Origin of the sequence: Devosia sp. (assembly GCF_028290625.1) — a bacterium.
Classification (GTDB): Bacteria; Pseudomonadota; Alphaproteobacteria; order Rhizobiales; family Devosiaceae; genus Devosia.
Genome location: NZ_JAQGJM010000033.1, coordinates 1 through 23,283, shown reverse-complemented (window position 1 = coordinate 23,283; position 23,283 = coordinate 1). Strand labels below are relative to the sequence as shown.

General features: G+C 62.3%; 20 protein-coding genes, 1 pseudogene and 1 other annotated feature. Of the genes and pseudogenes, 7 read left to right on the top strand and 14 right to left on the bottom strand.

Going from position 1 to position 23,283, the window contains the following annotated elements; all coding sequences use genetic code 11:
- Nucleotides 1-3: 3 nt before the first annotated feature.
- The 5 genes from JWR51_RS17720 to kdsA all read right to left on the bottom strand — a co-directional run bounded on the left by JWR51_RS17720 (nt 4) and on the right by kdsA (nt 3,794).
- Nucleotides 4-750: an SDR family oxidoreductase gene (locus JWR51_RS17720; RefSeq protein WP_299750522.1), complete on the bottom strand. Its 747-nt coding sequence runs from the start codon at nt 748-750 to the stop codon at nt 4-6.
- 7 nt (nt 751-757) lie between these two features.
- A complete protein-coding gene (locus JWR51_RS17715) occupies nt 758-1,537 on the bottom strand; it encodes an SDR family oxidoreductase (protein ID WP_299750519.1) in 780 nt (259 codons plus the stop codon).
- Between the two features lie 3 nt (nt 1,538-1,540).
- Nucleotides 1,541-2,338: an aldolase/citrate lyase family protein gene (locus tag JWR51_RS17710; protein WP_299750517.1), complete on the bottom strand. Its 798-nt coding sequence runs from the start codon at nt 2,336-2,338 to the stop codon at nt 1,541-1,543.
- Between the two features lie 117 nt (nt 2,339-2,455).
- Nucleotides 2,456-2,878 (bottom strand): CBS domain-containing protein, encoded by a 423-nt coding sequence (locus JWR51_RS17705; protein ID WP_299750514.1) that lies wholly within the window; start codon nt 2,876-2,878, stop codon nt 2,456-2,458.
- A gap of 40 nt (nt 2,879-2,918) precedes the next feature.
- Complete coding sequence (gene kdsA, locus JWR51_RS17700; RefSeq protein ID WP_299750511.1) at nt 2,919-3,794, bottom strand: 3-deoxy-8-phosphooctulonate synthase; 876 nt, start codon at nt 3,792-3,794, stop codon at nt 2,919-2,921.
- A 340-nt stretch (nt 3,795-4,134) separates the two neighbouring features.
- Here kdsA and JWR51_RS17695 point away from each other — a divergent pair, with 340 nt between their 5' ends.
- Nucleotides 4,135-4,755 carry a hypothetical protein gene (locus JWR51_RS17695; RefSeq protein WP_299750508.1) on the top strand — a complete coding sequence of 207 codons (621 nt, stop codon included), beginning with the start codon at nt 4,135-4,137 and terminating at the stop codon, nt 4,753-4,755.
- 85 nt (nt 4,756-4,840) lie between these two features.
- Here the strand turns inward: JWR51_RS17695 and JWR51_RS17690 are convergent, their stop codons facing one another.
- Together JWR51_RS17690 and JWR51_RS17685 are read right to left on the bottom strand one after the other, a co-directional pair.
- Nucleotides 4,841-5,593: a phosphotransferase gene (locus tag JWR51_RS17690; RefSeq protein WP_299750505.1), complete on the bottom strand. Its 753-nt coding sequence runs from the start codon at nt 5,591-5,593 to the stop codon at nt 4,841-4,843.
- A 980-nt stretch (nt 5,594-6,573) separates the two neighbouring features.
- A complete protein-coding gene (locus JWR51_RS17685) occupies nt 6,574-8,487 on the bottom strand; it encodes a PAS domain-containing sensor histidine kinase (protein ID WP_299750502.1) in 1,914 nt (637 codons plus the stop codon).
- 429 nt (nt 8,488-8,916) lie between these two features.
- Nucleotides 8,917-8,972, top strand: a sequence feature (sul1 is cis-regulatory element that is thought to sense ions involved in sulfur or methionine metabolism; They are found in Alphaproteobacteria).
- Between the two features lie 65 nt (nt 8,973-9,037).
- Between JWR51_RS17685 and JWR51_RS17680 the strand changes: the two genes are divergently transcribed.
- On the top strand, nt 9,038-10,498 hold the full coding sequence (locus tag JWR51_RS17680; RefSeq protein WP_299750500.1) for a SulP family inorganic anion transporter: 1,461 nt from the start codon (nt 9,038-9,040) through the stop codon (nt 10,496-10,498).
- 128 nt (nt 10,499-10,626) lie between these two features.
- Here JWR51_RS17680 and JWR51_RS17675 read toward each other — a convergent pair whose 3' ends face one another.
- From JWR51_RS17675 to JWR51_RS17655, 5 genes are all read right to left on the bottom strand, one after another.
- Nucleotides 10,627-11,613: an ABC transporter permease gene (locus JWR51_RS17675; RefSeq protein WP_299750497.1), complete on the bottom strand. Its 987-nt coding sequence runs from the start codon at nt 11,611-11,613 to the stop codon at nt 10,627-10,629.
- Nucleotides 11,610-12,584, bottom strand: coding sequence for an ABC transporter permease (locus tag JWR51_RS17670; RefSeq protein ID WP_299750494.1), 975 nt, complete (start codon nt 12,582-12,584; stop codon nt 11,610-11,612). Before JWR51_RS17670 ends, JWR51_RS17675 begins: the two co-directional genes overlap by 4 nt.
- A complete protein-coding gene (locus JWR51_RS17665; protein ID WP_299750697.1) occupies nt 12,581-14,116 on the bottom strand; it encodes a sugar ABC transporter ATP-binding protein in 1,536 nt (511 codons plus the stop codon). The genes JWR51_RS17670 and JWR51_RS17665 overlap by 4 nt, the downstream gene beginning before the upstream one ends.
- Before the next feature lie 88 nt (nt 14,117-14,204).
- On the bottom strand, nt 14,205-15,242 hold the full coding sequence (locus tag JWR51_RS17660) for a substrate-binding domain-containing protein (RefSeq protein WP_299750492.1): 1,038 nt from the start codon (nt 15,240-15,242) through the stop codon (nt 14,205-14,207).
- A gap of 72 nt (nt 15,243-15,314) precedes the next feature.
- Nucleotides 15,315-16,229, bottom strand: a complete 915-nt coding sequence (locus JWR51_RS17655; RefSeq protein ID WP_299750489.1) for a sugar phosphate isomerase/epimerase — start codon at nt 16,227-16,229, stop codon at nt 15,315-15,317.
- A 257-nt stretch (nt 16,230-16,486) separates the two neighbouring features.
- Here JWR51_RS17655 and JWR51_RS17650 point away from each other — a divergent pair, with 257 nt between their 5' ends.
- The 3 genes from JWR51_RS17650 to JWR51_RS17640 are packed head-to-tail and all read left to right on the top strand — an operon-like array spanning nt 16,487 to nt 19,998.
- Complete coding sequence (locus JWR51_RS17650) at nt 16,487-17,281, top strand: SDR family oxidoreductase (RefSeq protein WP_299750486.1); 795 nt, start codon at nt 16,487-16,489, stop codon at nt 17,279-17,281.
- A complete protein-coding gene (locus JWR51_RS17645; protein WP_299750483.1) occupies nt 17,278-18,798 on the top strand; it encodes a mannitol dehydrogenase family protein in 1,521 nt (506 codons plus the stop codon). The genes JWR51_RS17650 and JWR51_RS17645 overlap by 4 nt, the downstream gene beginning before the upstream one ends.
- A 30-nt stretch (nt 18,799-18,828) precedes the next feature.
- Nucleotides 18,829-19,998 carry a Gfo/Idh/MocA family oxidoreductase gene (locus JWR51_RS17640; protein ID WP_299750480.1) on the top strand — a complete coding sequence of 390 codons (1,170 nt, stop codon included), beginning with the start codon at nt 18,829-18,831 and terminating at the stop codon, nt 19,996-19,998.
- Here JWR51_RS17640 and JWR51_RS17635 read toward each other — a convergent pair.
- Nucleotides 19,995-20,858 (bottom strand): MurR/RpiR family transcriptional regulator, encoded by an 864-nt coding sequence (locus JWR51_RS17635; RefSeq protein WP_299750477.1) that lies wholly within the window; start codon nt 20,856-20,858, stop codon nt 19,995-19,997. The two genes, JWR51_RS17640 and JWR51_RS17635, sit on opposite strands and share 4 nt — an antisense overlap.
- Before the next feature lie 80 nt (nt 20,859-20,938).
- Here JWR51_RS17635 and JWR51_RS17630 point away from each other — a divergent pair.
- A pseudogene (locus JWR51_RS17630) lies at nt 20,939-21,133 on the top strand (manganese catalase family protein); the annotation flags it as partial.
- A 345-nt stretch (nt 21,134-21,478) separates the two neighbouring features.
- Here the strand turns inward: JWR51_RS17630 and JWR51_RS17625 are convergent.
- On the bottom strand, nt 21,479-21,910 hold the full coding sequence (locus JWR51_RS17625; protein WP_299750474.1) for a PPC domain-containing DNA-binding protein: 432 nt from the start codon (nt 21,908-21,910) through the stop codon (nt 21,479-21,481).
- Between the two features lie 310 nt (nt 21,911-22,220).
- Between JWR51_RS17625 and JWR51_RS17620 the strand changes: the two genes are divergently transcribed.
- Nucleotides 22,221-23,283: Cache 3/Cache 2 fusion domain-containing protein (locus JWR51_RS17620; RefSeq protein WP_299750471.1), on the top strand; the 1,063-nt coding region annotated here is incomplete at its 3' end.

Below are 23,283 nucleotides of genomic sequence, written 5' to 3'. Positions count from 1 at the left end.
GGATCACCCTGGCAAGACGCCGCTGTCGACATTGATGCACTGGCCGGTAATGGCACCGGCCTGTTCGGAGGCAAGGAACAGCGCCATGGCGGCAACATCGGCTCCACTCGGCAAAAAGCCCAGCGCCGCGTCGCGCGCGGCGAAACCGGCTAGAAACGCTTCTGGATCGCCCTTGGCCGGCGAGCCTTCGACGGCCAGCGCGTCCATCAGGCCCGGCGTCCGGATCAGCACCGGGCACAGGGCGTTCACCCGAATGCCCCGCGGCCCCAGCTCCTTGGCCAGGGCCTGGGTCATGCCGTTCATGCCAAACTTGGTGGCGACATACATCGAGTTATTGGCCGTGCCGCGCTTGCCGGCGAGACTCGAGATATTGATGATGACGCCACCCTTGCCCAGGCCTTCGGAAGCAATCTTGCAGCCGAAGAAGGCGCCCTTGAGGTTGACCGCCATCATGTCATCGAAGAAATCGCCGTCGATCTCGCCAATCGGCCGCCAGGCGGAAAAGCCGGCATTGTTGATGTAAACGTCGAGTTGGCCGGTCCACTCCAGGGCTGCATCGAGCAGCCGGCGATGGTCGGCCTCGTTCTGCACGTCGCATGGCACGAAGCGGATATTGTCCGGATCGAGTTGCGATATGCCGCTGTCGTTGCGCGCACCCACGACAACCCTGTAGCCAGCGGCCACAAAGCCTTCGGTCAGCGACCGTCCGATGCCCTTGCTGCCGCCGGTGATGATAACTGTTCTGGACATGGGCGACCTAAATGGTCATCGCGGAATAGCCGCCATCGACGGCAATTTCGGCGCCGGTCACGAAGCCCGAAGCATCCGAGGCGAGCCAGATTAGCGCGCCGATCAGTTCGGAGACTTCGCCATAACGCTTCATCGGCGTGTGGCCCAGGATCGCGGCTTCCCGCTCGGGCGTGATGAAGTTCTTGCGGTTCCAGTCGGTGGGGAAGAACCCCGGGCGGATGGCGTTGACGCGAACGCCCTGCAGCGCCCATTCGCGCCCCAGGTTCTGCGTCAAATTCTTGATGCCGGCCTTAGCGACCGAATAGGGGAAGGCCTTGGACAGCGGCGGGCCGGCCGAGGCCGAGGAGATATTGATGATCGAGCCGCGACCATTGCCGACCATGTGCTCGCCAATCACCTGGCAGCCGAGGAAGGTGCTGGTGATCTGCGAATCCATCACCGCATTCCACTCGGACAGTTCCATCTGGAAAAACGGGGTGGAACTGTTGATGCCGGCGCCATTGACAAAGATGTCGATGGGTCCGAACGCCGCAACGGCCTGATCCAGGGCCGCCTTGAAGCTGTCTTTCTTGGTTGCGTCGAGTTCAACGCCAATGGCCTGACCGCCGGCATCGTTGATCTGCTGGGCGACGGCCTCGGCCTTTTCCAGCCGCAGATCCATGACCACGACCTTGGCGCCGGCCTTGCCAAGGCCGCGTGCCATCTCGCCGCACAAATGCCCGCCACCGCCGGTGACCCCGGCAACACGGCCCTCGACACTGAACAGGTCGGACGTGAACTGGTTCATGGGTCAGGCCTTCCTGAACTGATTGACGACTGCGGCGGTCTGCCGCGCCCAATTGGTCAGCACGAACAGGTCCGAACCCAGGATGACGTATGTGTAGCCCTGGGCGAACGCGTCATCGACCGCCTCGGGCGTGACATTGGCGATCTGCGTGCAGACGCTCTTGCCGGCGCGCGCGCAGGCCTCGACCACCTTGCGCGCGGCCTCGCGGACCAACGGATGGTTGGTCTGGCCGGGTACGCCGAGCGAGCCGGAAATGTCGTACGGTCCGACCATGACGCCATCGACCTCGTCGAAGGCGACCAGCGAGTCGATATTGTCGACGCCCTTGATCGATTCCACCTGCAGGATCAGCGACGAGCTGTCGTTCCAATCGGTGATGTAGTCGTCAAAATCGAAGCCATAGCCATGGGCACGGTTGACGCCATAGCTGCGCTTGCCATTCGGCGGGAACTTGGTGATGTCGATCAGGCGACGCACTTCCTCGGCGGTCTCGACCATCTGGATGATCATGCCATCGGCGCCCGCTTCCAGCAGCGGCTTGATGATATCATTGTTGTGCGACACCGGGCGCGGCAGGCAGGTCACGCCCTCGGCATGGCACGAGGTGATGATCTGCCTGGCCTCCGCCAGCGAAATGGTGGTGTGTTCCATGTCGATGGCGATGAAATCGAAACCCGCCTTCGCAAAGGTCTCGGTAATGCCCGGATCGGGATAGGACACCCAGCCGCCGAACACGCGCTCGCGATTGCGCAGCTTGCTCTTGAGCGCCTTGCGCCGCTCCAAGGCCAATTGATACGACATGGAAATATCCTGTGACCGAGATGGTTAAGATGGGTGTGCCTAGCAATTTGACCCGGGCCGTACAAGTCGCAATTGGTCGCGCCGGAGCGTCAAGGCGACGCCCTCCGATGGGAAACGCTACCCGTCCTGCTGGTTGACCAACAGCCTCACGATGGGATGAAGATGCAGCAGGCCGACCAGCTTGCCGCCGGCATCAACGACCGGTAAATCCCAGACCAGCTTTTCTTCCATCAAGTTCACGGCATCAAGCAGGGGTACATCTGGTCCGACAGTTGTCGGATGGGGGATGGTATGCTCGATGACGTCATCGCCAAAAAAGGCCGAAAACGGCTTCTGCATCTTGAGCAGTTGGCGGCGAATGTCGCCGTCGGTGACAATGCCCCGCAGAATACCCTCCGCATCGACCACGCAAACGATACCGAGGCGGCTGCGCCCCATGGCCTCAAGGGCGGTCTTGAAGAACGCGGTCGGCGCCAGAACCGGACAGCGGTCCAGTGGCAAGGCAACATCCTTGACACGAAGATTGCGGGCGTCCTGCATCGTCTGCTCCTGTCGTGAACTCGGGTCCGTATGCGAAGTTTCAGCCGTTTGGGTGGACCTTGTCCTCGCCGAATTCGGCAAGAATGTCCAAGCGCGCCTGATGCATGATCTTGGCCTGGCGCAAAACGTTCTCGAGATACTTTATGTCGAGAACGGTATTGGCGTCCGACAATGCATTGTCGGGATCATCATGGGTTTCCATGAACAGCGCATTGATACCGCAGGCGACCGCGGCGCGGACCAGATAGGGGATGAATTCGCGCTGGCCGCCCGAGATATCGCCCATGGATGTCGGCATCTGGATGGAGTGGGTCGCATCGAAGCACACCGGATAGCCGGTGCGCGCCATGATGGGGAAGCTGGTCATGTCGTTGACCAGCATATTGTAGCCGAGGAACGTGCCGCGATCGGCCAGCATGATGTCGTGGCAACCGAAGGATTCGAGCTTGCGCACCGAGTTCTTCATGTTCCACGGGCTCATGAACTGGCCCTTCTTGATATGCACCGGCCGGCCGGTCAGAGCAGCCGCACGCAGGATCGAGGTCTGGCGGCAGAGATAGGCCGGGATCTGCACCAGGTCGCAGACTTCGCCAGTGGCCGGGCCCCATGACGGGTCGGAGAAATCGGACACCACCGGAACGCCGAATTCCTTGCGAACATCGGACAGGATCGTCAGGCCCTCGTCCATGCCCAGGCCATGGAAGCTGTCGGGTGAAGAGCGGCAATCCTTGTCGTAACAGGACTTGTAGATCCAGGGTATGCCGACGCGCTGCGTGATTTCGGCGATGGCTTCCGCCATCTTGAACGCATGGTCGCGGCTCTCGATGGCACAGGGCCCGCCGAGAAAAACCAGCGGAAGGCCGGGGCCGATCTGCACCTTGGTCACATCTCCGTAGCCCACGGTGATGGTTTTCATGTCCAAAACGGCTCTCCTATATGCCGCGGGTCGCACGGCCGGCGAAATTGGCGATCAAGGGGAGTGAGCGCCGACCCACAGAATTGGGCTTATCGCCCATCAAGCCGCGTTCTTCAACATTTCCCTTCTGTGCTCAACATGTGGCCGAGGCAGTGCTACCACAACACTACGCCCGTGGGTGTCGCCAACCCACGGAACTGCGAACACGCCGCACGTTCATGGTGGAGCCTCCATTCAGATGCGGTTCAGCGGCAAAGCTATACGAGCGCAATGCTGATTACCGGCACGCTACCGTCGGACCAAGGCTGTCCGCTCCACGCGGAACACGAAGGAATTATGTATGCGACTTTCACCGGTGCTTCTGGTTGGGATGGTGCTGGCTACCGTCCTGTGGGGTACCGGCCCGTCGCTTGCCCAAAGCTTGCCGGCTGGCGGCGACCTGACCTGCCAAGGGCCGTATTCCAGCAACGATACAGGCGAGAGCCTGCTGACGCGGTACCAGTCCCAGGCGAGGATTATGGAAGTCGCCGATCTCTCCGGGGAGTCCGGTGATAGTCTGGTGCTCTATCCCGACGATCCGAATGCACGCATCGAAACAGGGGATGCACATGGCAACGGTACGGGACGCATAACCGCGCTGACCGTGAAAGGGCGAAACAGCCTTTGGACGGTCGGGGGCCTGAAAATTGGCACGCGCCTAAACGAGCTGACCGAGATAAACGGCGGGCCGGTGACCCTGACCGGCTTCTGGCAGGAAACGGGAACCACGTTTTCAATGCTCGGTTGGCTGCCCAGGGGCGATTGCAAGGTGACTATTGTCATGTTTGCGCCTCAAGGTATGCGCACCGATCACCCGCTCTATGGTCTGAAGAAGATCCAGTCGGACGACCCACGCCTCGCGTCATTTGATCTGGAAATTGACGAACTGATCCTGATATGGCCCGAGGTGTCCAGCGATTGACAGTCGCCTGCCTGTACGGCGACGTCCGTCATTGCGGGTCACTAACAGTTCGCCGGGCCGCCGCTTTGGGGGTACCTTCCAGTCGTTAGAATTTCCCTTCCGCGGGTGCTGCACGAACTTCGGAGAGCCGTCTGACGGCATATTCATCTTTCCAGCAAACCGCAGCTTCCCAAGCGGCCGATGCTTGGGAAGCAATATCGTATGCAATGCCTTCGAGACCGGCGGCGTTATGGGGCAGCACCAGGTCGAGGTCAGGGACATCGACGTGCGACTCATCCCAGTCGATCAATGCAACCCCGTCTGCGGTGATGCGGACATTGCCGGGATTGTCGGGATTGCCATGGACAACGCAAGTCGAACGTCCAGCAAGTCGTGCCCACGCCGCTCGACACCGAACAACGGCTTCCTGTGGCATCGCGGCGAGGTCGATCTTCGTTCCGGTCTGGGCCTGGAGAAGGTCGCTCGAGGACCGCCAGCCTGGGCGCTGCGCCCATCCTTGCGTCAACCTGTGCAGTTCACGCAGCGTATCGGCCACGCGGCGCCAGTCGCTTTCCGTCTCAGGAGGCCCGCCCTTCATATATTTGATTACCATCAGACCGTCGACGAACAGTCGGCCATCCATTGTGGGAATCGGGACTGGTACTGTCAGGCCTTCACGGTCGAGATGCTGCAGGAGTTCGGCTTCCCAGGCGAGATCGGCGTTGCTCCTCGTGCCAAGACGAGCAACCGCGAGATGGCCATCGACATGCACACTCCACACATCGTTAACAGAGCCGCCAAGGAGTGGCTCAATACGCCAGACGTCCTTACCCCAATGTCCAAGTGCTTCCCATCCCATTGGCGACATCCTCGATTATTCGGTTGGCGCTCAGTCTATCCCGAACAACAGCCGGGGAACACCGCGGTGCAGCACAAGGCCCCGAAAAATACGCCGAAATTTCAATCGCTTATTTCAAATTGTGGGTAGAAAATAACGGGGTTAGCCGAAACCAATTCTCTCCTACTTTCGGCGAACGATTAGTTTCGCCCAACCACCTTAAACCTCCTTGATCCAATTGCACAATTTCTCCCAAAAAGCATATCGTTTCGCCCAAATTCCCTCTTTAACCGGGTCAGCGAGGAATATCTTGGCGTGCCACGGTTTTCCACGCGCCGTGCCGTCAGCAACGTTCGCGTCTGCCTACGGATGTCGCAACAGCTGGGCACAAAACGGACTCCTGATTGCTCGGGAAGCAAGGCCTTTGAAACCGCTGTGCGGCCGCCGTGGATCAGAACGCCATCCCGTCTGGGTCGATGTCAAATTTAGATTCCGATGCCGCCGGGGTTCCGTCGCTTCGCCTTTGCGTACTCGAGTGGTTAGGGTCCGGCCGCGCTTTGGTATTCGCTTGGTGGCAAGGGCAACACCGGTATCTCCACGTTCGAGACGGCCGACCACGTTTGCTGAGACGTCTGACCTCATGGCGAGATCAGCCACGGTCGTGCGCCGGAGCAGTCGCTTTGCAGGGCTTGGCGGCGGAGATGAAATGAAACGTGAAGGAACCTAAAGAACTGCTAGATCGTTGTTTTTATGCCGTTTGGTTGTTATCACACCCTTCCTGCGGCGCGCCCCAGACTGCGCCAGCGGATGGGGCGTTCATTGAAAATCTGGTGCCGATCGCTCTGCCGAACGCAAGACCGCTGTCGGACGCACCGCTGCCTGCGGTGCTATGGTCCCACGCAGAGAGTAGCCCCAGCCCAGCCCCAACCTCTGCCCGAGGTTGGGGTTTCGGCAGGCGTCGGAGGTGCTTGATCTCGGAACGCGGTTGATCAAAGTCGCATTTACGCCAGTGCAGTAGAGACCGCGCGGGCGAGTTCGGCCTGGCGGAATGGCTTGGTCAGGCGTGCAATCGTGGAAGGTGCGCTGGGGCTCATATCGGCGTAGCCGCTCGCCAGGAGAGCGGGCAGGCGCGGTCGAAAATCTCGCATCTGATCAACGAGCTGGAGACCAGTCATAATGGGCATGACGTGATCGGTTAGAACCAGATCGACCTGTGCATCCCCGGCGAGTATCTTCAGAGCTTCTGGACCTGACGCGGCCTTGAGAACGCGGTATCCGAGGTCTTCCAGCATGTCAGCCACATTCTCAAGAACGAGTGGATCGTCATCGACTGCAAGGATGACTGCCGATCTCTGACCTTCTTCTTCCACATCGTCTTTTCGTTGGGCGGACATAGACGTCGGATCGCGGTTGGCAATAGGCAGCCAAATTTCCACCGTCGTGCCGCTACCTTCCACGCTGCGAATAAGCAACTGTCCTCCGGACTGCTCGACCATTCCTTTGACCATCGACAGGCCCAGGCCCGTACCCTTCCCGACGCCTTTGGTGGTGAAAAATGGTTCCGCGGCTCGGGCCAGTGTTCGCGAGTCCATGCCGGCGCCATTGTCTTCCACCGACACGCACACATATGAACCCGGGAGCATCGCCGAGCCGTCACCAGGGGATACGATGGCCGCCTTGCCGCCGATCGCTATTCTGCCGGCGCGGACCATGGCATCTCGGGCGTTCACGGCCAGATTGAGAATTGCCAGTTCTAGCTGGTTGGCATCCGCTAGTGCGAGAGGCAAGTCTTGAGGAAACTCTGTGGTAATTTCAACAGAAGGACCAAGGGACCGCTCCAGCAGGTCGAGCATACCTCCAACCAACAGGGGTACGTTTGTGGGTTCGGCCTTCAGTTCCTGCTTTCGCGCAAAAGCGAGCATTCGCTGTGTCAGCGAGGCGCCGCGTTGGGCGCCTTGCCGAGCGTTGGCAAGGAGCCGCTTGAGCTTCGGATCGTCTGGCAATCGCTTTTGCGCCAGCTCGAGACTGCTGAGAATAACCATCAACAGATTATTGAAATCGTGGGCGATGCCACCAGTCAGTTGCCCAAGCGCTTCGGTCTTCTGTGACTGAAAGGCCGCCTCTCGAGCTTGTTCAAGCGCTTGCTGGGTCTGTTGCCTCTCAGTGATGTCGCGTGTGACCTTCGCAAACCCGACTAACACGCCATTTGCATCACGAACGGGGTCGATAATCACATTCGCCCAAAAACGACTTCCATCCTTGCGGACACGCCAACCTTCCCTCTCGAATCGTCCCTCCTCACGTGCGAGTTGGAGCGCCCTTTCCGGCAGGCCTTGGGCTCGGTCTTCGGGGGTGTAGAATTGCGAAAAATGGTGCCCGATTATCTCCTCAGCCGAATACCCCTTAATGCGCTGCGCACCGATGTTCCAGCTCGACACGTTGCCTTCCGGCGTAAGCATGTAGAGCGCATAATCGGTTACGCTCTGAACGAGCAAGCGGAACTGGTCCTGACTCTGAAGCAGCGCTTTTTCCGCGGCCTTGCGCTCGGATAGATCACGAGTGACCTTAGCAAAACCTATCAGTACGCCGGATGAGTCCCGGATGGGATCAATGACGACGTGTGCCCACATATGCGAGCCGTCTTTGCGCACACGCCAGCCTTCTTGCTCGAATTTGCCTTCGTCCATTGCTGTCTGGAGTGCGCGTTGGGGAAGGCCTGAGCGTCGGTCGTCTTCGGTATAAAATTTGGAGAAATGCTGCCCCACAATTTCGGACGCCTCGTACCCTTTGAAACGTTGAGCGCCGGCGTTCCAACTTACCACCGTGCCGGTCGGGTCGAGCATATAGATGGCATAATCGACAATGCTGTCGACGAGGAGGCGATATCGATCGCCCTCGTTTCCGCGCTCTACCATGTTGATCGATCCCTGACGGCAGACCGCCACCTATCGCTAAACGCCGCGCCGCCGGAGACGGTTCCCGAAAGGTAGCGTTGCTAAATCTGGAGGGTGCAAAGTGGCAAATGCGTTTCACTTTACCACGGCGGGCACCCAACTTTCGTTCGCCGCACGAGGGGGGCCCCGACCTATTGGGTAAGGCCGTTCCTTGAGCGAGTCACCGAGCACTGAAAGCGTGGGAGAATGCACATTTACTGCTTCTTCGGAGGAGTGACCACATTGGGCAAATGGCTGAAACTTCCAGTTTCAATGTCCGACTTGGGGCGCGAGCCAGGTCATTGTATCAGGCGGTTTGCCGAGGCCTGTACGCACGTCGCCCTGATCAAATGAAGATCCATTTTGCCCATTGATGCGTTCGCTCTCGTTGTTCTATACGAAGCGCATTCGACAGGACCCGGTGAAACTCCGGGTGGCTATTCCGGCCGCCAATCCGCCGGACCGCGCAAATGCTGTACGGGATCATGTGACCTCTTCGTCAGGCACACCGTGCATTGCGAGATTTTCACCTATGCAATTCTCATCCATCCGACGCGATTGGGCCGCCAACCCAACGCGTGAACTGCTGGCCGGCGCTGTCGCAACTTTCGCGCTGATCCCCGAGGTCATCGCCTTTTCCTTCGTTGCCGGCGTGGATCCTCAGGTGGGCCTCTTTGCCTCCTTCATCATCGGCATCGTGATCGCCTTTGCCGGCGGACGCCCGGCGATGATTTCCGCGGCCGCCGGATCGGTCGCCCTCGTTGCCGCACCGCTCGTCCATAGTCACGGCCTGCCTTACCTGCTCGCCGCCGGCGTGCTTGCAGGCATGATCCAGATCCTGTTCGGCATACTGCGGCTGGGCGTGTTGATGCGCTTCGTTTCCAAGTCGGTCCGCACCGGCTTCGTCAACGCGCTGGCCATCCTGATCTTCTGGGCGCAGATGCCTCACATCCTGGGTGGCTCGTGGCCGACTTATGCGGTGATGGCGGCTGGGCTGGCAATCATCTATCTGCTGCCCCGCATCACTACGGCCATACCCTCGCCGCTGGTGTGCATACTAGTGCTGACGGTGGTCTGCACTGTGCTGAATCTGCCTGTCGAGACTGTCGCGGAGCTGGGACGGTTGCCGGATGGTATGCCCTTCTTCAGCTGGCCTGCGGTCCCGATGACGCTCGACACGCTAATCATCATCGCCGGCCCTGCCATTGCCATCGCCATTGTCGGCCTGTTGGAATCCATGATGACGGCCAGCGTCGTCGATGATTTGACCGATACGACCAGTTCGAAGAATCGCGAATGTTCGGGCCTAGGCATTGCTAATGTTGCCTCTAGCTTGTTTGGCGGCATTGCCGGCTGCGGCATGATCGGTCAGACCGTCAGCAACGTGAAATATGGGGGGCGCGGGCGCCTTTCCACGCTTTTCGCTGGCGCGTTTCTGCTGTTGCTCATGGTGGTGCTGAAGCCCTGGGTATCTGAGGTTCCTGTGGCTGCGCTCGTGGCCATCATGGTCATGGTGTCTATCGATACCTTTGATTGGTCATCCCTGCGCACCGTCGTGGTGCACCCGAAAACCTCCAGTGTCGTGATGTCGCTGACGGTGCTGGTCACCGTGGTGACTTCCAATCTGGCTCTTGGCGTTGCGGTCGGCGTCGTGCTGAGCGGCGTCTTCTTTGCCTTCAAGGTGGCTCGACTGCTCGACGTCGAAATCCAGCGTGACGACGAGAATGCCCGCGTCATTTACCGGATCACTGGGCAGGTGTTCTTCGCCTCGGCCGATGCCTTCATCGACGCATTCGACATTGTGGCCGCCGATGGTATGTCCGTCGAGATTGATGTGACTCATGCCCATTTCTGGGACATCACGGCCGTTGCTGCACTGGATAAGGTCGTTAAGCGCTTTCGTACCCACAAGGTCGCCGTCCAGGTACACGGACTCAATGCAGCAAGCACAACGTTGATCGATCGACTGGACGCTGCTGCCAGGTTGGCCTAGGCGGCCCGCACAAGCGGGCGTCACCACCGCCCATGGCGTCAATGCCTGCTTGCTGAAATGATGACGGGCTAATCTGCATTTATCGATCCCGCGCCGTGACAACCCGTTAGCACCACGCGTCCGACCGGCTAACTGTCTTCGATTATCCTCAGGTAGATGGCCGTGACGAGCAGGATCACGAGGCCAAACAGCCCCTGGCGCAATCCTTCGGGCATTTGCAGCACGGTCAGCAGCGTCGTGAGCACGCGCAGGATGAGGGCGCCGAGGATGGCGGTGGCGTAGCTGCCGCGGCCGCCGAAGATCGAGGTGCCGCCGATGATGGTCGCCGCCACCGAGGGCAGCACCAGCGGCTCGAGCAGCGTCAGCGAGGGGGTGCGGATCACGCCCACATAGAGCAGGCCAGCAATGGCGGCGAGCAGCGAGGAGGCGACGTAGAGCGCCAGGATAACTTGCCAATAGGTCGAGCCCGACAGACGCGACGCCTTCTCGTTGTCGCCGATGGCATAGACCTGCCGGCCGAATCCTGTGCGGCGCAGCACGAAAATGATCAGCGCCGCGATCGGCACGAAGAGCAGAAGCGCATTGGGCACGCCGTAGGTGAGGCCGGTGCCGAGCCAGACGATGAAGGGTGGGATTTCCGAGCCGGAGGCGATGACGGTGCGCTGATAGACCTGCAGGATGCCTGAGCCGACGAGGCCCGTGCCGAGGGTCATGATCAGGGGGTGCACCCGGAAAATGCCGACGCCGACGCCGTTGGCAAGCCCGATCAAGACTGCGGGCAGCAGTGATAGCGCCAGCGTCGTTGCCGGGTCGTGGTGGCCGATCTGCGTCGCCATGATGAAGGCGGCCATGGTCCCCACGGTGCCAACCGACAGGTCGAGGCCGCCGGTGAGCATGGTCAAGGTCTGGGCGCCCGCTAGTAATGCCAAGGGAATGGCGAACTTTATCGTATTGGCAACCCATAGGGGGTTGATGATGCCGGGGCTGAGCAGTTGCAGCACCGCGCAAAGCAGGATCAGCAGCACCATCAGCGGAATGATCGGCTGATCCGCCATGAGGCGGCGCAGGCGTCGGCCCAGGTGCGGTTGCGGCGATGTGTCGGCGATCTCGCTCATGTCGATCGCGCCCGCATGGCCAACAAGGCGCCGAACATGACGACGGTGACCATGATCACCCCCTCGATGATGGTGGTAACGTTGGGATCGACCGACAGCAAGGTCAGGTCGGTGCGCACGAGGCGCAAGACGAACACGGCAACGATGGGGCCGACCAGTCCGCCGCGCCCCCCGGTCAGCGCCACCCCGCCGAGCACGACCGCTGCGACGCTGGCCAGCAGGTAGGGCCCGGGTATCGGCGCGCCGATGCCGGTGCTCATGGTCAGTGTCAACCCGCCCAGCGCGGCGAAGATGCCGCCGATGCCATAGGCGAGGATGCGGGTGCGCGCCACGGGAACGCCGCTGCGGAACGCGGCGAGCTCGCTGCTGCCGATCGCGTAAATGCTGAGGCCGAGTTGCGAACGCTTGAGAGGAATCCACACCAAGCACACGGCAATGACCACCAGAAGCAGCGCGTGCGGTATCCAGGCCGATATGCCCTCGGGCAGGCCCGGCACTGACAGTGAGCCCACGACCATCGCCTTCAGCCAATCGGCGGCGCCACCGCCCGGCGATGGCAGGATGAGCAGGGCCAGGCCTTGCAGCACGAACATCATCGCCAGGGTGACGACGATGTCGGGCACCCGGCTGATGGTGATGAGAATGCCGTTGAGCGCGCCCAGCGCGAAGCCAAAGGCGATGACCAGCGGCACGGCGTAGAGTGCCGATGCCGCGCTCTGGTCTTTCATCAGCAGGGCCGCCGTGACGCTGGTCACGGCCATCATCGCGGCAATCGACAGGTCGATGCCGCCGGCCAGCACGACGACGGTCTGCGCCGCCACCGCGAACGCGTAAGGCAGCGCGGCCTGCGTCAGCGAGGCGAAGTCCCTCGCACCATAGCTAGGCTGGATGAAGCGGGTGATGACGAACAGCGCGACGAACAGTACGAACAGCCCGATCACCCAGCTTTGCCGCAGCGAAAAGGCGATCATGGCGCGGCCCCCGGACGGGTCGGGTCGGCCAGGATGCCGAGATCGGCGGCGGCGGCGTCGCGCGGCAAGCCATAGGCGGCCCGCGTCAAGGCCAGCTCGTCGGCGATCTCGACCGGCAGTACATCGACGACTCGGCCGCCGAAGATGGCCACCGCCCGGTCGCAAACCAGCTGAATTTCCTCGAGTTCGGAGGTGTAATAGAGGACGGACTTGCCCTGTGCCGCCAACTCGCGAACCAGCGCATAGATCTGCGTCTTGGTGCGCACGTCGATGCCGCGTGTCGGGTCGAAGCACAGAATGGTCTTGGCGTCGGCGGCGATCCAGCGGGCGATCGTCACCTTCTGCTGGTTGCCGCCGGAGAGCCGCCGCACCTCGCCCTGGGCGCGGGTGTCGATCTGCAGCCGCTCGATGGCGCGCAGCACGGTGGTGCGCTCGTTGCTCATATTGATCGGGCCCCAGCGCCGCACACCGGTGCTGAAGGGCAGGGCGATGTTCTCGCGCACCGAACGGTGCATCAGCAGGGCGTCGCTGCGGTCGCCCGGCACGTAGGCGATGCCCCGGTCGATGGCGTCGCGCGGCTTGCCGAATTTCACCGCCTCGCCCTCGACCTCGATGACGCCGGCGCTCGGGCGGATCGAGCCGGCCAGCGCGGCGAACAGCTCGTCCTGCCCTTGTCCTTCGAGGGCGACCACACCAACGACCTCGCCGTCATGCAGGTCGAACGACACGTCGTTGAGCTTGGTGCCGACGCGCAGGTTCTTCACGCTGAGGCGCGTTTTGCCCTGAGCATGCGGCCGGGCCTCGGCGGCGACGGCCGCGCCGTGCTTGCGCAGGATGCGCTCGCCCAGCATCAGCTCCACAATGCGGTCTTCGACATCGGGCCCGATATCGACGACGCCGACGGTCTCACCGTCGCGCAGGATAGTGGCCCGGTCGCAGAGCGCCGAAATTTCCAGGAACCGGTGCGAGATGAAGATCACCGAGCGGCCGGTCTGGGTTTGCCTGCGCACCACTTCCAGCACTTTTTCGGCAAGATTGGCCGGCAGGGCTGCGGTCATTTCATCGAGCAGCAGGACATCGGGTTCGATGGCTAGAGCACGCGCGAGATCGAGGACGCGCAGTATCGCCAGTGGCACGTCGCGCGCCATCTCGCCCAGGTCGAGATCGGGCACGCCCAATTCGTGAACCCAGTGGCGGAACGCGTCCACCGGCGTGCGGGTCAGCCGCAGGTTGGACAGCACGTCGAGATCGGGGATCAGCGACGGCTCCTGATACACCGAGACCAGGCCGGCACGCCGCGCATCGGCGGGCGAGCGGACCTTCTGCTCCACGCCGCGGATGGCAATCCTGCCGGTGGTCGGACGCAGGGCGCCGGTCAGGATCTTGACCATGGTGGATTTTCCGGCGCCATTCGCGCCCATCAGCGCATGCACTTCGCCGGGCAGCAAGGACAGGGAGGCATTGCGCAGCGCGCGCACCGCGCCATAGGTTTTCACCAGGCCGTTGGCTTCAAGGAGTGGGCTCGTCGTCATCGGCATGGCGAGGAAAAATCCGTGGGAGCGAACGGGGACGCCAGTGCCTGACCGGCGTCCCCGCTCAACGAGTGTGAGCGGATCGAGTCTATTCGCCTGGGCCCTTGCAGGCGACGATCTGTTCCTTGGTGTAGGTGGTCCAGTCCGGGATCGAGATCGACACCGGCCATTCCTTGTTCAGTGACGGATCGGCGGCGGCCAGGAGATTGGCCTTGCCCTCCGGGGTGACGTTTTCCCACAGCACTGGGGTGACGAAGTTGCTCTTTTCGGCAGGGGGCTTGCCGTCCAGCACCTGCAGCGCCAGCGTCACGCCCGCGCCGCCGACGGAGCCAGGATTGGTCACCGCAGCGCCGGAAAGGCCGGCAACAGTGTTGAGCTGCTCGACGAAGCCGGCATTGTCGGCACCGACGACGGGGACGAGCTTGGCACCCGATTCAGTGAGCGCATCGACGATGACGTTGTCGATGCCCGAGGTCCAGATGCCGTCGAACGGCACGCCCGAGGCGATGAAGTCGAGGATCTGCTGCTTGCCCTGGTCCTGCTGCCAGCCGGTGAAGGTCTCGCTCACCACCTTGACGTCGGGGAACTCGGCAAGCGCCTTCTTGAAGCCCGCGTCGCGGTCGGTATCGGCCGAAGCGCCGGCAGCGCCGCGCATATAGACCACGCCGCCCTTGCCGCCCATTTGGGTGAACAGCCACTTGGCGCCCAGATAGGCGTAATCCGACTGGTTGTTCTGGATGGTGTAGATATTGGGATCGGTGACCGACTGGTCGACGACCACGATGGTGATGCCGGCCGCCTCGGCTTCCTGTAGGGCTGGCGCGATGCCCGCCGGATCCGACGGATTGACGATGATGGCGTTGACCTTGGCGCTGATCAGGTTGCGGATGTCTTCCAGCTGGCCAGCGGCATCGGTGTTGCGGTGGGCGATGTTGAGCGAGGCAACGTCGCCCGAGGCCAGGGCCTGGGCCTTGATGGCGCAGATCATTTCCTCGCGCCAGCCATTGCCCTGCACGGTGTTGGAGACACCGATCGTGTAGGGGCCGGCGGCGAAAGCCATGCCGGACGACGCCAGAATGGCCGCGCCGGCGAGCAGTGAGATGATTGAAGTCTTTGCAAGTCGCATGGGGTTTCCTCTCCCTTTGTGGCCTTCCGGCCCTTGTTGTCTGCGGTCCTTATGGACTCTCGTTGCAGAATTTCATTTTACCAGTGGACGCAGCACGTCGCGGGCGAGCAGGAAGCCCCGCTTGACCTTGTCGTCGCTGCCTTCGAATTGCCGATCCTCGTGCTCGATGATGACCGACCCGTCATAGCCGGCCCGGTAGAGCTCCGAGAAGAACACAGTCCAGTTCACCTCGCCAAGCCCCGGCATGCGCGGAACCTGCCAGCCGATGCCGGCCGACATAATGCCGCGCTCGTAGAGACCATCGCGGTCGATCAACAGGTCCTTGGCATGCACATGCAGCATGCGCGCGCCGAACTCCCGGATAAAGCGGGCGCCGTCGATCATCTGCCAGACCAGGTGCGACGGGTCGTAATTCATCCCCACGTCGCTCCCCCAGGCCTCGAAAATGCGCCGCCAGATCAGCGGCGAATAGGCGATATTGTGACCGCCCGGCCATTCGCTGGCGCTGAACAGCATCGGGCAATTCTCGAATGCCAGGGTCACGCCCTTGTCGCGGGCAAAGGCGATGATGTCCGGCCAGACCTTTTCGGCCTCTTTCCAGTTGGCCTCGATGCTCTGCGCAGCATCGCCGCCGACAAAAGTATTGACCAGGGGCAGGCCCATCAGGCTGGCGGCGGTGACGACGGATTTGAGGTGCTCGATCGCCGCCTGGCGGATGCCGAGGTCGGGATGCAGCGGGTTGGGATAGTAGGCGAGCGCCGAAATGGCGAGCTTCCTGGCCTGCAGCGCGGCGACGATGTCCCTCGCTTCCGAGGCGCCCAGGTTGGCGACGTCGATATGGCTAGTGCCGGCATAGCGGCGGGTGGTGCCCGATGATCGCGGCCAGCAGGCAATCTCCAGCGCTTCAAAACCCACCGACGCAGCCCAATCGGCCACGTCGTCAAGCGACGTTTCCGCAAAAGGCGCGGTCAGAATGCCGAGCTGCATCATTGCCTCCCTGGCTCCTTGTTCCACCAGGCCTTATGGCCTTCTCTTTCGGAATAGGATTTCCATTTCTGCCAATATGGATGGCGGTTTTTAGCACGTCAATCGAGCATATTCTATTTTTCCCGTTTGCACGCTAGGCTGAAAAGTCCAACGCTTCCGGGCCGTTGGCCGCTTCCGACCGAGTTCGGCCAGCGTTTGACAGTGTCCGTTGGAAATGTAATTCCATATTGTGACGTTTGAAATTCTTGTTGGATGAGATGGACGTTCGGTTGGACGGCAAGGTTGTGCTGGTGACGGGATCGACGCAGGGCGTCGGCGCCAAGGTTGCCGGGCTGGCCGTCGCCGGCGGCGCTGCCGGCGTGATGTTGACCGGTCGTGACGGCGAGCGAGGCAGGGCGCTGGCGCGAGAGCTCGGCACCCAGCAATGCCCGGTCGATTTCATTGCCGCCGATTTGGGAGAGGCAGAGGCCGCCGAAACGGTCGCTGCCGCGACGATCAAGTGGTTCGGTCGCATCGACGCGCTGGTCAATGCGGCGGGCCGCACCGACCGGGCCTCATTCCTCGATGGATCGGCCGAGCTGTGGGACAAGCTCTTCGCGGTCAACGCCAAGGCACCCTACTTCCTGATGCAGGCCGCCATCCGAGACATGCTTGGCCGCAAAGCACCCGGCGCGATCGTCAATATCCTGTCGATGAACGCCTATTGCGGCGCGCCGGAGCTCGCCATCTATTCGGCCACCAAGGGGGCCCTGACAACCCTGACACGCAACGCCGCCAATGCGCATCTGGCCGACCGGATCCGCGTCAACGGCATCATGATGGGCTGGGCCGCAACCCCCGGCGAGAACCAGATGCAGAGCGCTACGCTCGGCAAGGGTGCCGACTGGGCCGCGCGGGCCGCGGCCAACATGCCGCTCGGGCGCATGCTTGCGGACGACGAGGTCGCCCAACTCGCCTTGTTCATGCTGAGCGACAGCGCTGGCCTGATGACCGGCGCCCTGGTCGATCTTGAGCAGAGCGTGGTCGGCGCACCGACCCGACGCGGCCCGTGAGCATTTTGTCGCTTTCGGGTGCCGAGCGCCTGACGCCCGCCACGGCGGCGCAACTGCCCGCATCGGTGCAGCGCCCCGCCTACGACCGCACGAAACTCAAGCCGGGCATTGTCCATCTTGGCGACGGCGCTTTCCACCGCTGCCACCAGGCCGAGTGGACCGACGATGCGCTGCAGGCAGCATTCGGCGACTGGGGGATCGTCGGCATCAATCTGCGCGCGCCCGATATCGCCAACGCGCTCGGCGCCCAGTCGGGCCTGTTCTGCCGCGAACTGCGCGAGGACGGCGCCGTTGATCGCCGCCTGGTCGGCTCGGAAATCGCGCATATCTCGGTGCTGGACGAGAGCTACGATCCCTATCGATTGTCGCTACGCGGGGCGCTTGAGGCCGCGGCCGATCCTGCCATCCGGCTGATCACCATGACGGTGACGGAGAAGGGCTATTGCCACATCCCCGCAACCGGCGAGCTTGACCTCGATCATCCCGATATCGTGCACGACATCGCCGAGCCGCGCCTGCCGCGCTCCGTCCCCGGTTTCATCCTCGAAGCCTTGACGCTGCGGTTGCAGCGCGGGGCCGAGCTGCCGGCGATCATGAGCTGCGACAACGTGCCCGACAATGGCGCGACGCTGCGGCGAGCCGTTCTCGGACTGGCCCAGCGCGTCGACGCCGCGATTGGCGACCGCATTGCCCGGGACGTGCATTTCCTCAACACCATGGTCGACCGCATCGTGCCGGCGACGCAGCCGGGCGATATCGAGCGTTTTGCGGCGCAAACCGGCATTGCCGATTTCGGCCTTGTCGTCGGCGAGCCGTTCCGCATGTGGGTGATCGAGGACACGCATCGCTGCGCCATGCCGGCCTGGGACCGGGTCGGGGCGCTCATCGTCGATGACGTGCGGCCGTACGAAATCCTCAAGATGCGGGTTCTGAACGGCATCCAATCCAATGTGTGCCAGCTCGGCCTGCTGTCGGATTTGCAATTCATGTTCGATGTCATGGGCAGCGAGATATTCGAGACGTTCGCGCGCCGCACCATCATGGACGAAGTCGTGCCGGGACTGCCCCAGGTTTCCGGCATTGACGTGGCAGCCTATGTCGAGCAATCGATCCGCCGCCTAAAAAACGGCGACCTCAAGCACGGCACGCTGCAGATTTCGACCGACGGGTCGCAAAAGATCAGGCAGCGCCTGCTAGAGCCGCTCCGCGCCTGCCTCGCTTCCGGTCGCCCAGCCGATGGCCTGCTGCTCGGCGTGGCCGGGTGGATGTGCTACGCCGGCGGCCTGCATTGGCAGCACAAACCCATCGACGTGCGCGACCCCAAGGCTCCAGTGACCACAGAGATCGGTCGCCGCTATGGCAGCGATCCGGCGGGTTTCGTCGTTGAAATGCTGAAGCTTGCGGATATTTTCGGCACCGACCTGGTGGACAAAGAGCCGGTCAAAGCCAGGCTCGCCCACTTCGTCCGGCAGTTGCGCGCCGCGCCAGCCATCGAAGTCGTTGCGGCGCTGATCTAGACTAGGCTGTCTGCCGAGGGAGTGGCAAAAATGGTTGATGCACGCAGCGATGCCCGCGCCACGCGGCGCCTGAGGATCGGCATGGTCGGCGGTGGCCGCGACGCCTTCATCGGCGCCGTGCACCGCATGGCGGCACGGCTCGACGATCGCACCGAACTGGTGGCCGGCGCCCTGTCGTCGGATCCGGACCGCACGCGCCTCTCCGCGGCCGATATCGGCATTGCCGTGGACCGCGCCTATTCGAGCTTTGCCGAAATGGCCGAGCGCGAGGCCGGGCGCCCTGACGGCATCGAAGCCGTGATCATCGTGACGCCTAACCATCTGCACGCGCCGGTCGCCAAGGCGTTCCTTGCCGCCGGCATCGACGTGATCTGCGACAAGCCGCTATCGGCGACGCTGGCGGAGGCCGAGGAGCTTGCCATCCTCGCCAAGGCCTCCGGCCTGGTGTTTGCCGTGACCTTCAACAATACCGGCTATGCCATGGTCCGCGAGGCGCGGGCCATGGTGGCGGCCGGCCAGCTCGGCACACTGCGCGTGGTCCGCGTCGAATACATCCAGGATTGGCTGACCCAGCCGATTGACGCCGACGGCCAAAAGCAGGCGGAGTGGCGTACCGATCCCAAGCGCGCCGGCCGCTCGGCCTGCCTTGCCGATATCGGCGTGCACGCCTTCAACCTGGCGCAGTTCGTCACCGGCATGGCGCCGGAGGCTGTCGCGGCCGATCTCACCACCTTTGTTCCCGGCCGCCGGCTGGATGACAATGCCCATGTGCTGCTGCGCTACGCCGATGGCGCGCGCGGCGTGCTGATCGCCAGCCAGGTCTCGCCCGGAAGCGGCAACCGCCTGGCGCTCAAGCTTTATGGTGACAAAGGGGGCCTCGAATGGCTGGGCCACGAGCCCGAGATCATGCGCTTCACCCCGTTCGGCGAGCCGACCCGCATTCTCGTCCGGGGCGGTCCCGGCCTCGGCCCAGCCTCGACCAACGTGTCGCGCATGCCGTCTGAGCATCCCGAGGGCTATATCGAGGGCTTTGCCAATCTTTACCGCGATACGGTCGACGCGATCGTGCGGCGGCGGCGCGGAGAGGGGGCCAGCAGTAGCGGGCATGTGCCGAGCGTCGAGGATGGCCTCTTGGGCATGCGGTTCATCGAGGCTGCGGTGAATTCGAGCCTGGCGGGCTCCGCCTGGACCAGGCTTTAGGCGCGCTCGATCAGCTTTCCCAGGCTGATGATGATCGACTGGCACAGCACCATGGCGGGCACCTGCGAGCGGAAGTGACCGAGCCGGGCTTCCTTGACGAACAGCGTGTGCGTCCCCAGCCTGGCCACCGGGCTGAGCTCGTTGTCGGTGATCACCAGGAGCGTGCGGCCCTTCTGGTGCGCCGCCTGGGCGATCTCGATGGTTTCTGGGGTGTAGTCGTCGAATGTCAGCACCAACAGCACGTCATTCGCATCGACGGCGGCGAGCTGCTGCTCGCGCATCGAGCCGACATTGTCGATCAGGTGGGCGCGTTTGCCGACGCGCGACAGGCTGTAATAGCAGTAGGTGGCGACCCCGTAGGCGCCGCGCGCCCCGAGAATGTGCACCGCGCCGGATTTCGCCAACACATCGACAAAGCCCTGCAGTTCGATCCGGTCCACGTCTTCGCGCAGCCGGATCAGCGTATCCATGGCGGCCTGCACGAAGGTGTCGAAGACCAGGCTCGGCTCGTCCAGATGCAACACCTTGGATTTGGTGGGCCGCGGCGCGTCGGCGAAGGACTTCATGCGCTGGTCGTAGGTCATTCGCGGTCCGAGCAGGCGCTGCCGGAACACGCTCTGCAGGCCGTTGAAGCCGACGAATCCCATTTCCTTGGCGAAGCGGGTGATGGTGGAGGGCTGCACCCCGGCCTGGCGCGCCAGTTCGACGATGGTGTGGATCGCTACGTCCTCGGGATTGTTGACGAAGAAGTGCGCCACCTGCTGCAGGCGGCGGCTGAGCTGGTTCTCACGCTCGGTCAGCTCGGCCATAAAGCTTGCGAACTCGGTCGCCGGCGGTCTGTCCCTGGTCTTGTCTGCCAACGCGGCTCCTAAAGTCTTACGGCGACTAAATATTCGCCATGCCCAACGGAATTTTGAGAGCGCCGCTTCTCATGGCATCTGCGTCATGGAACAATGACTTTATCACTACTACGGGCAACGTCATCTTCGACATGCTGCATAACTTCCATCTCGAATGCGGCGCTCGCCTGTACAAGCTGCGGGTATATGAGACGCTGAGCAACCCGACCGGTAGGGAGTTTGCCGGTATCTTTCGCTCGGGATCGGTGCACGCCCACTCTAACGCCTTGGCTATGTCGGCGGAGTGGTATGCAGGATTTCCGGATCAACGACTTTCACCGTCGTAGCCGGCGAAGGCGACGACGCCGTAGCCCCCGTCATCACTGCCCGGCCGAGGGACGGAAGCTCATCCGGCAGGAGCGGATATCGCCGGCGGTGGCGTTCCGCTGCCCCGGCACGCGACACTAATTCCTGTGCCGACCCTCGCCTTTGCGCCTGACGCTTCCTGGGCTCCTCCGGCCTGGATTAGCCGAAGACGTGCAAAAGTCGCGCTCGACGAGGGCAGCCATCGTTGCCACCTATCAGCCCCGCTTGAGCCGGACTTTGCAAGCCAGTGCGACCGACCCGACGAACGCTGCCGTTTACAGTTGGAGCACGTTTGCGCCGATTGTGGGATCAACAATCCGTTCCAGGCGGGTCGGGTGCACCGTCACACTGATCTCAACAGAGCCGCGTCCCACCTCGAGTGCCAGCAAGTGACCGCCGAAGGTGCGAAAGCTGTCGTCGCCGGCAACACCATGAGCGTGGATTGCCGGCGTGCCGCCCTTCCACGCCAAAGTCCCGGTGAAGTTGGTCAACTCGAGGTCTTCCATCGTTTTCGGGCTATACTGCTTTTTATCGAAGTCGAAGAAGCCAAAAGTCGCTTTGTGAACGAAGCCGAAGCCAACAATTGTCGCTGAGGGGATCGCCTCGTCCCTCATCAGGCTTTCAAGCCAGACGAAGACGTCGTCACCCTGGCGCAACACCATGAGAAAACCCGTAGGCGTCGCGATGTAACGCTTATGCTCTGACATTTCATGGCCTCAAGGGGTTGTTGGCATGATGCCATTATCGGCGCAAGAGCCCCTTGCCCGCTCAATAAGTGGCGATGAACTCGGGCGCAATTTTCAACCCCCAGCTGATCGCTGCGAATGAGAGAGGCAGTCTCGGCAGCGTTGCCTGAAGGTTCAATGACACGATCATACGCTTGGTGAGCCTTCCGGCCTAGTCCCAGGGTCGAACTTCCATACAAGATCAACGCTACGTTAAACCCCTCAGCTTATGTTGGCTTCGTAATGGGAGCTTCGGCGTCGGACGGACATCGAACAGCGAGGGGACGAGGCTATGCTGGCACGGATCGGAAACGGGTTGGGCAATATCAAACTGACCACGGGGATTGCCGGTCTGGTGGTGATGAGTATTCTCATCACCGTGCTGGCGTACTCGGCCAGCAATTATCTTGCCCTGCGACAACAATCTGTCGAGCGGGGGATAGCGCAGCAGCGTTCGGCCATGAAGGTCGCGGCCACTGTGCTGGAGCAGCGCTTGCCGGGCACCGCCGTAACCTGGGCTGACGATGGCGCGTTGACGGCGATCCAAGGCTACGCCCTTCCGTTCTTCCATGACACAAAGGCGGTCGATTCGGTCAGCCGGGTAACCGGCGGTGCGGTGGCCATCTTCGCGTACGACGCAGCTGCCAAGACCTTCACCGCCAAATCCACCAGCTTCGCCGCGGCGGATGGAAAGCGGGAGATCAATTTCGAAATCGATGCCGCGACGCCGGCCTATGCGGCGCTGAGTGCGTCGACCGCCTATTATGGCGATGCAGACCTGCTGGGCACTAATTTCCATGGTGCGTTCGAGCCATTCACCAGCCTGAATGGCGATCTGCTCGGTGCCTTCTTTGTCGGCGATGATGCCGGGCTTGATCAAGCGCAGGCCAACCGCTCGGTGCCGATGATGGCGACGATCGGCGCGGGCCTGCTGGTGGTTCTGGGCGGGATAAGCCTGATGCTGTCGCGGCGCCTGACTGCACCGATCCCACGTATAGCCGGCGCGATGCAGCGCATCGCCGATGGCGCCCTCGACGCTGAGGTGCCTTATCGCCAGCGCCGCAATGAAATTGGCGCTATGGCCCGGGCCGTGGAAGTGTTCCGCGAGAACGGGTTGCGGGTCAGCCAGATGACCGAGGCGGAAGCCGCCCGCATCATCGCCGACCAGACCAATCGCCAGGCGATGATGAGCGAATTGCAGAATGCCTTCGGCGTGGTGGTGGATGCAGCGATCGCCGGCGATTTCTCTCGCCAGGTGGAGGTCGAATTTCCCGATCCAGAGCTCAATGCGCTGGCCTCCAGCGTCAATAACCTGGTGGCGACCTTCAATCGGGGCGTCAGCGAAATCGGCGTGG

Bases quoted from the DNA above. Each gene is read 5' to 3' on its own strand.
- JWR51_RS17695 (WP_299750508.1), top strand. From the start codon at position 4,135: ATGCGACTTTCACCGGTGCTTCTGGTTGGGATGGTGCTGGCTACCGTC.
- JWR51_RS17680 (WP_299750500.1), top strand. From the start codon at position 9,038: ATGCAATTCTCATCCATCCGACGCGATTGGGCCGCCAACCCAACGCGT.
- JWR51_RS17670 (WP_299750494.1), bottom strand. From the start codon at position 12,584: ATGATCGCCTTTTCGCTGCGGCAAAGCTGGGTGATCGGGCTGTTCGTA.
- JWR51_RS17715 (WP_299750519.1), bottom strand. From the start codon at position 1,537: ATGAACCAGTTCACGTCCGACCTGTTCAGTGTCGAGGGCCGTGTTGCC.
- JWR51_RS17655 (WP_299750489.1), bottom strand. From the start codon at position 16,229: ATGCAGCTCGGCATTCTGACCGCGCCTTTTGCGGAAACGTCGCTTGAC.
- JWR51_RS17720 (WP_299750522.1), bottom strand. From the start codon at position 750: ATGTCCAGAACAGTTATCATCACCGGCGGCAGCAAGGGCATCGGACGG.
- JWR51_RS17665 (WP_299750697.1), bottom strand. From the start codon at position 14,116: ATGACGACGAGCCCACTCCTTGAAGCCAACGGCCTGGTGAAAACCTAT.
- JWR51_RS17640 (WP_299750480.1), top strand. From the start codon at position 18,829: ATGGTTGATGCACGCAGCGATGCCCGCGCCACGCGGCGCCTGAGGATC.
- kdsA (WP_299750511.1), bottom strand. From the start codon at position 3,794: ATGAAAACCATCACCGTGGGCTACGGAGATGTGACCAAGGTGCAGATC.
- JWR51_RS17625 (WP_299750474.1), bottom strand. From the start codon at position 21,910: ATGTCAGAGCATAAGCGTTACATCGCGACGCCTACGGGTTTTCTCATG.
- JWR51_RS17685 (WP_299750502.1), bottom strand. From the start codon at position 8,487: ATGGTAGAGCGCGGAAACGAGGGCGATCGATATCGCCTCCTCGTCGAC.
- JWR51_RS17690 (WP_299750505.1), bottom strand. From the start codon at position 5,593: ATGGGATGGGAAGCACTTGGACATTGGGGTAAGGACGTCTGGCGTATT.
- JWR51_RS17650 (WP_299750486.1), top strand. From the start codon at position 16,487: ATGGACGTTCGGTTGGACGGCAAGGTTGTGCTGGTGACGGGATCGACG.
- JWR51_RS17675 (WP_299750497.1), bottom strand. From the start codon at position 11,613: ATGAGCGAGATCGCCGACACATCGCCGCAACCGCACCTGGGCCGACGC.
- JWR51_RS17710 (WP_299750517.1), bottom strand. From the start codon at position 2,338: ATGTCGTATCAATTGGCCTTGGAGCGGCGCAAGGCGCTCAAGAGCAAG.
- JWR51_RS17660 (WP_299750492.1), bottom strand. From the start codon at position 15,242: ATGCGACTTGCAAAGACTTCAATCATCTCACTGCTCGCCGGCGCGGCC.
- JWR51_RS17705 (WP_299750514.1), bottom strand. From the start codon at position 2,878: ATGCAGGACGCCCGCAATCTTCGTGTCAAGGATGTTGCCTTGCCACTG.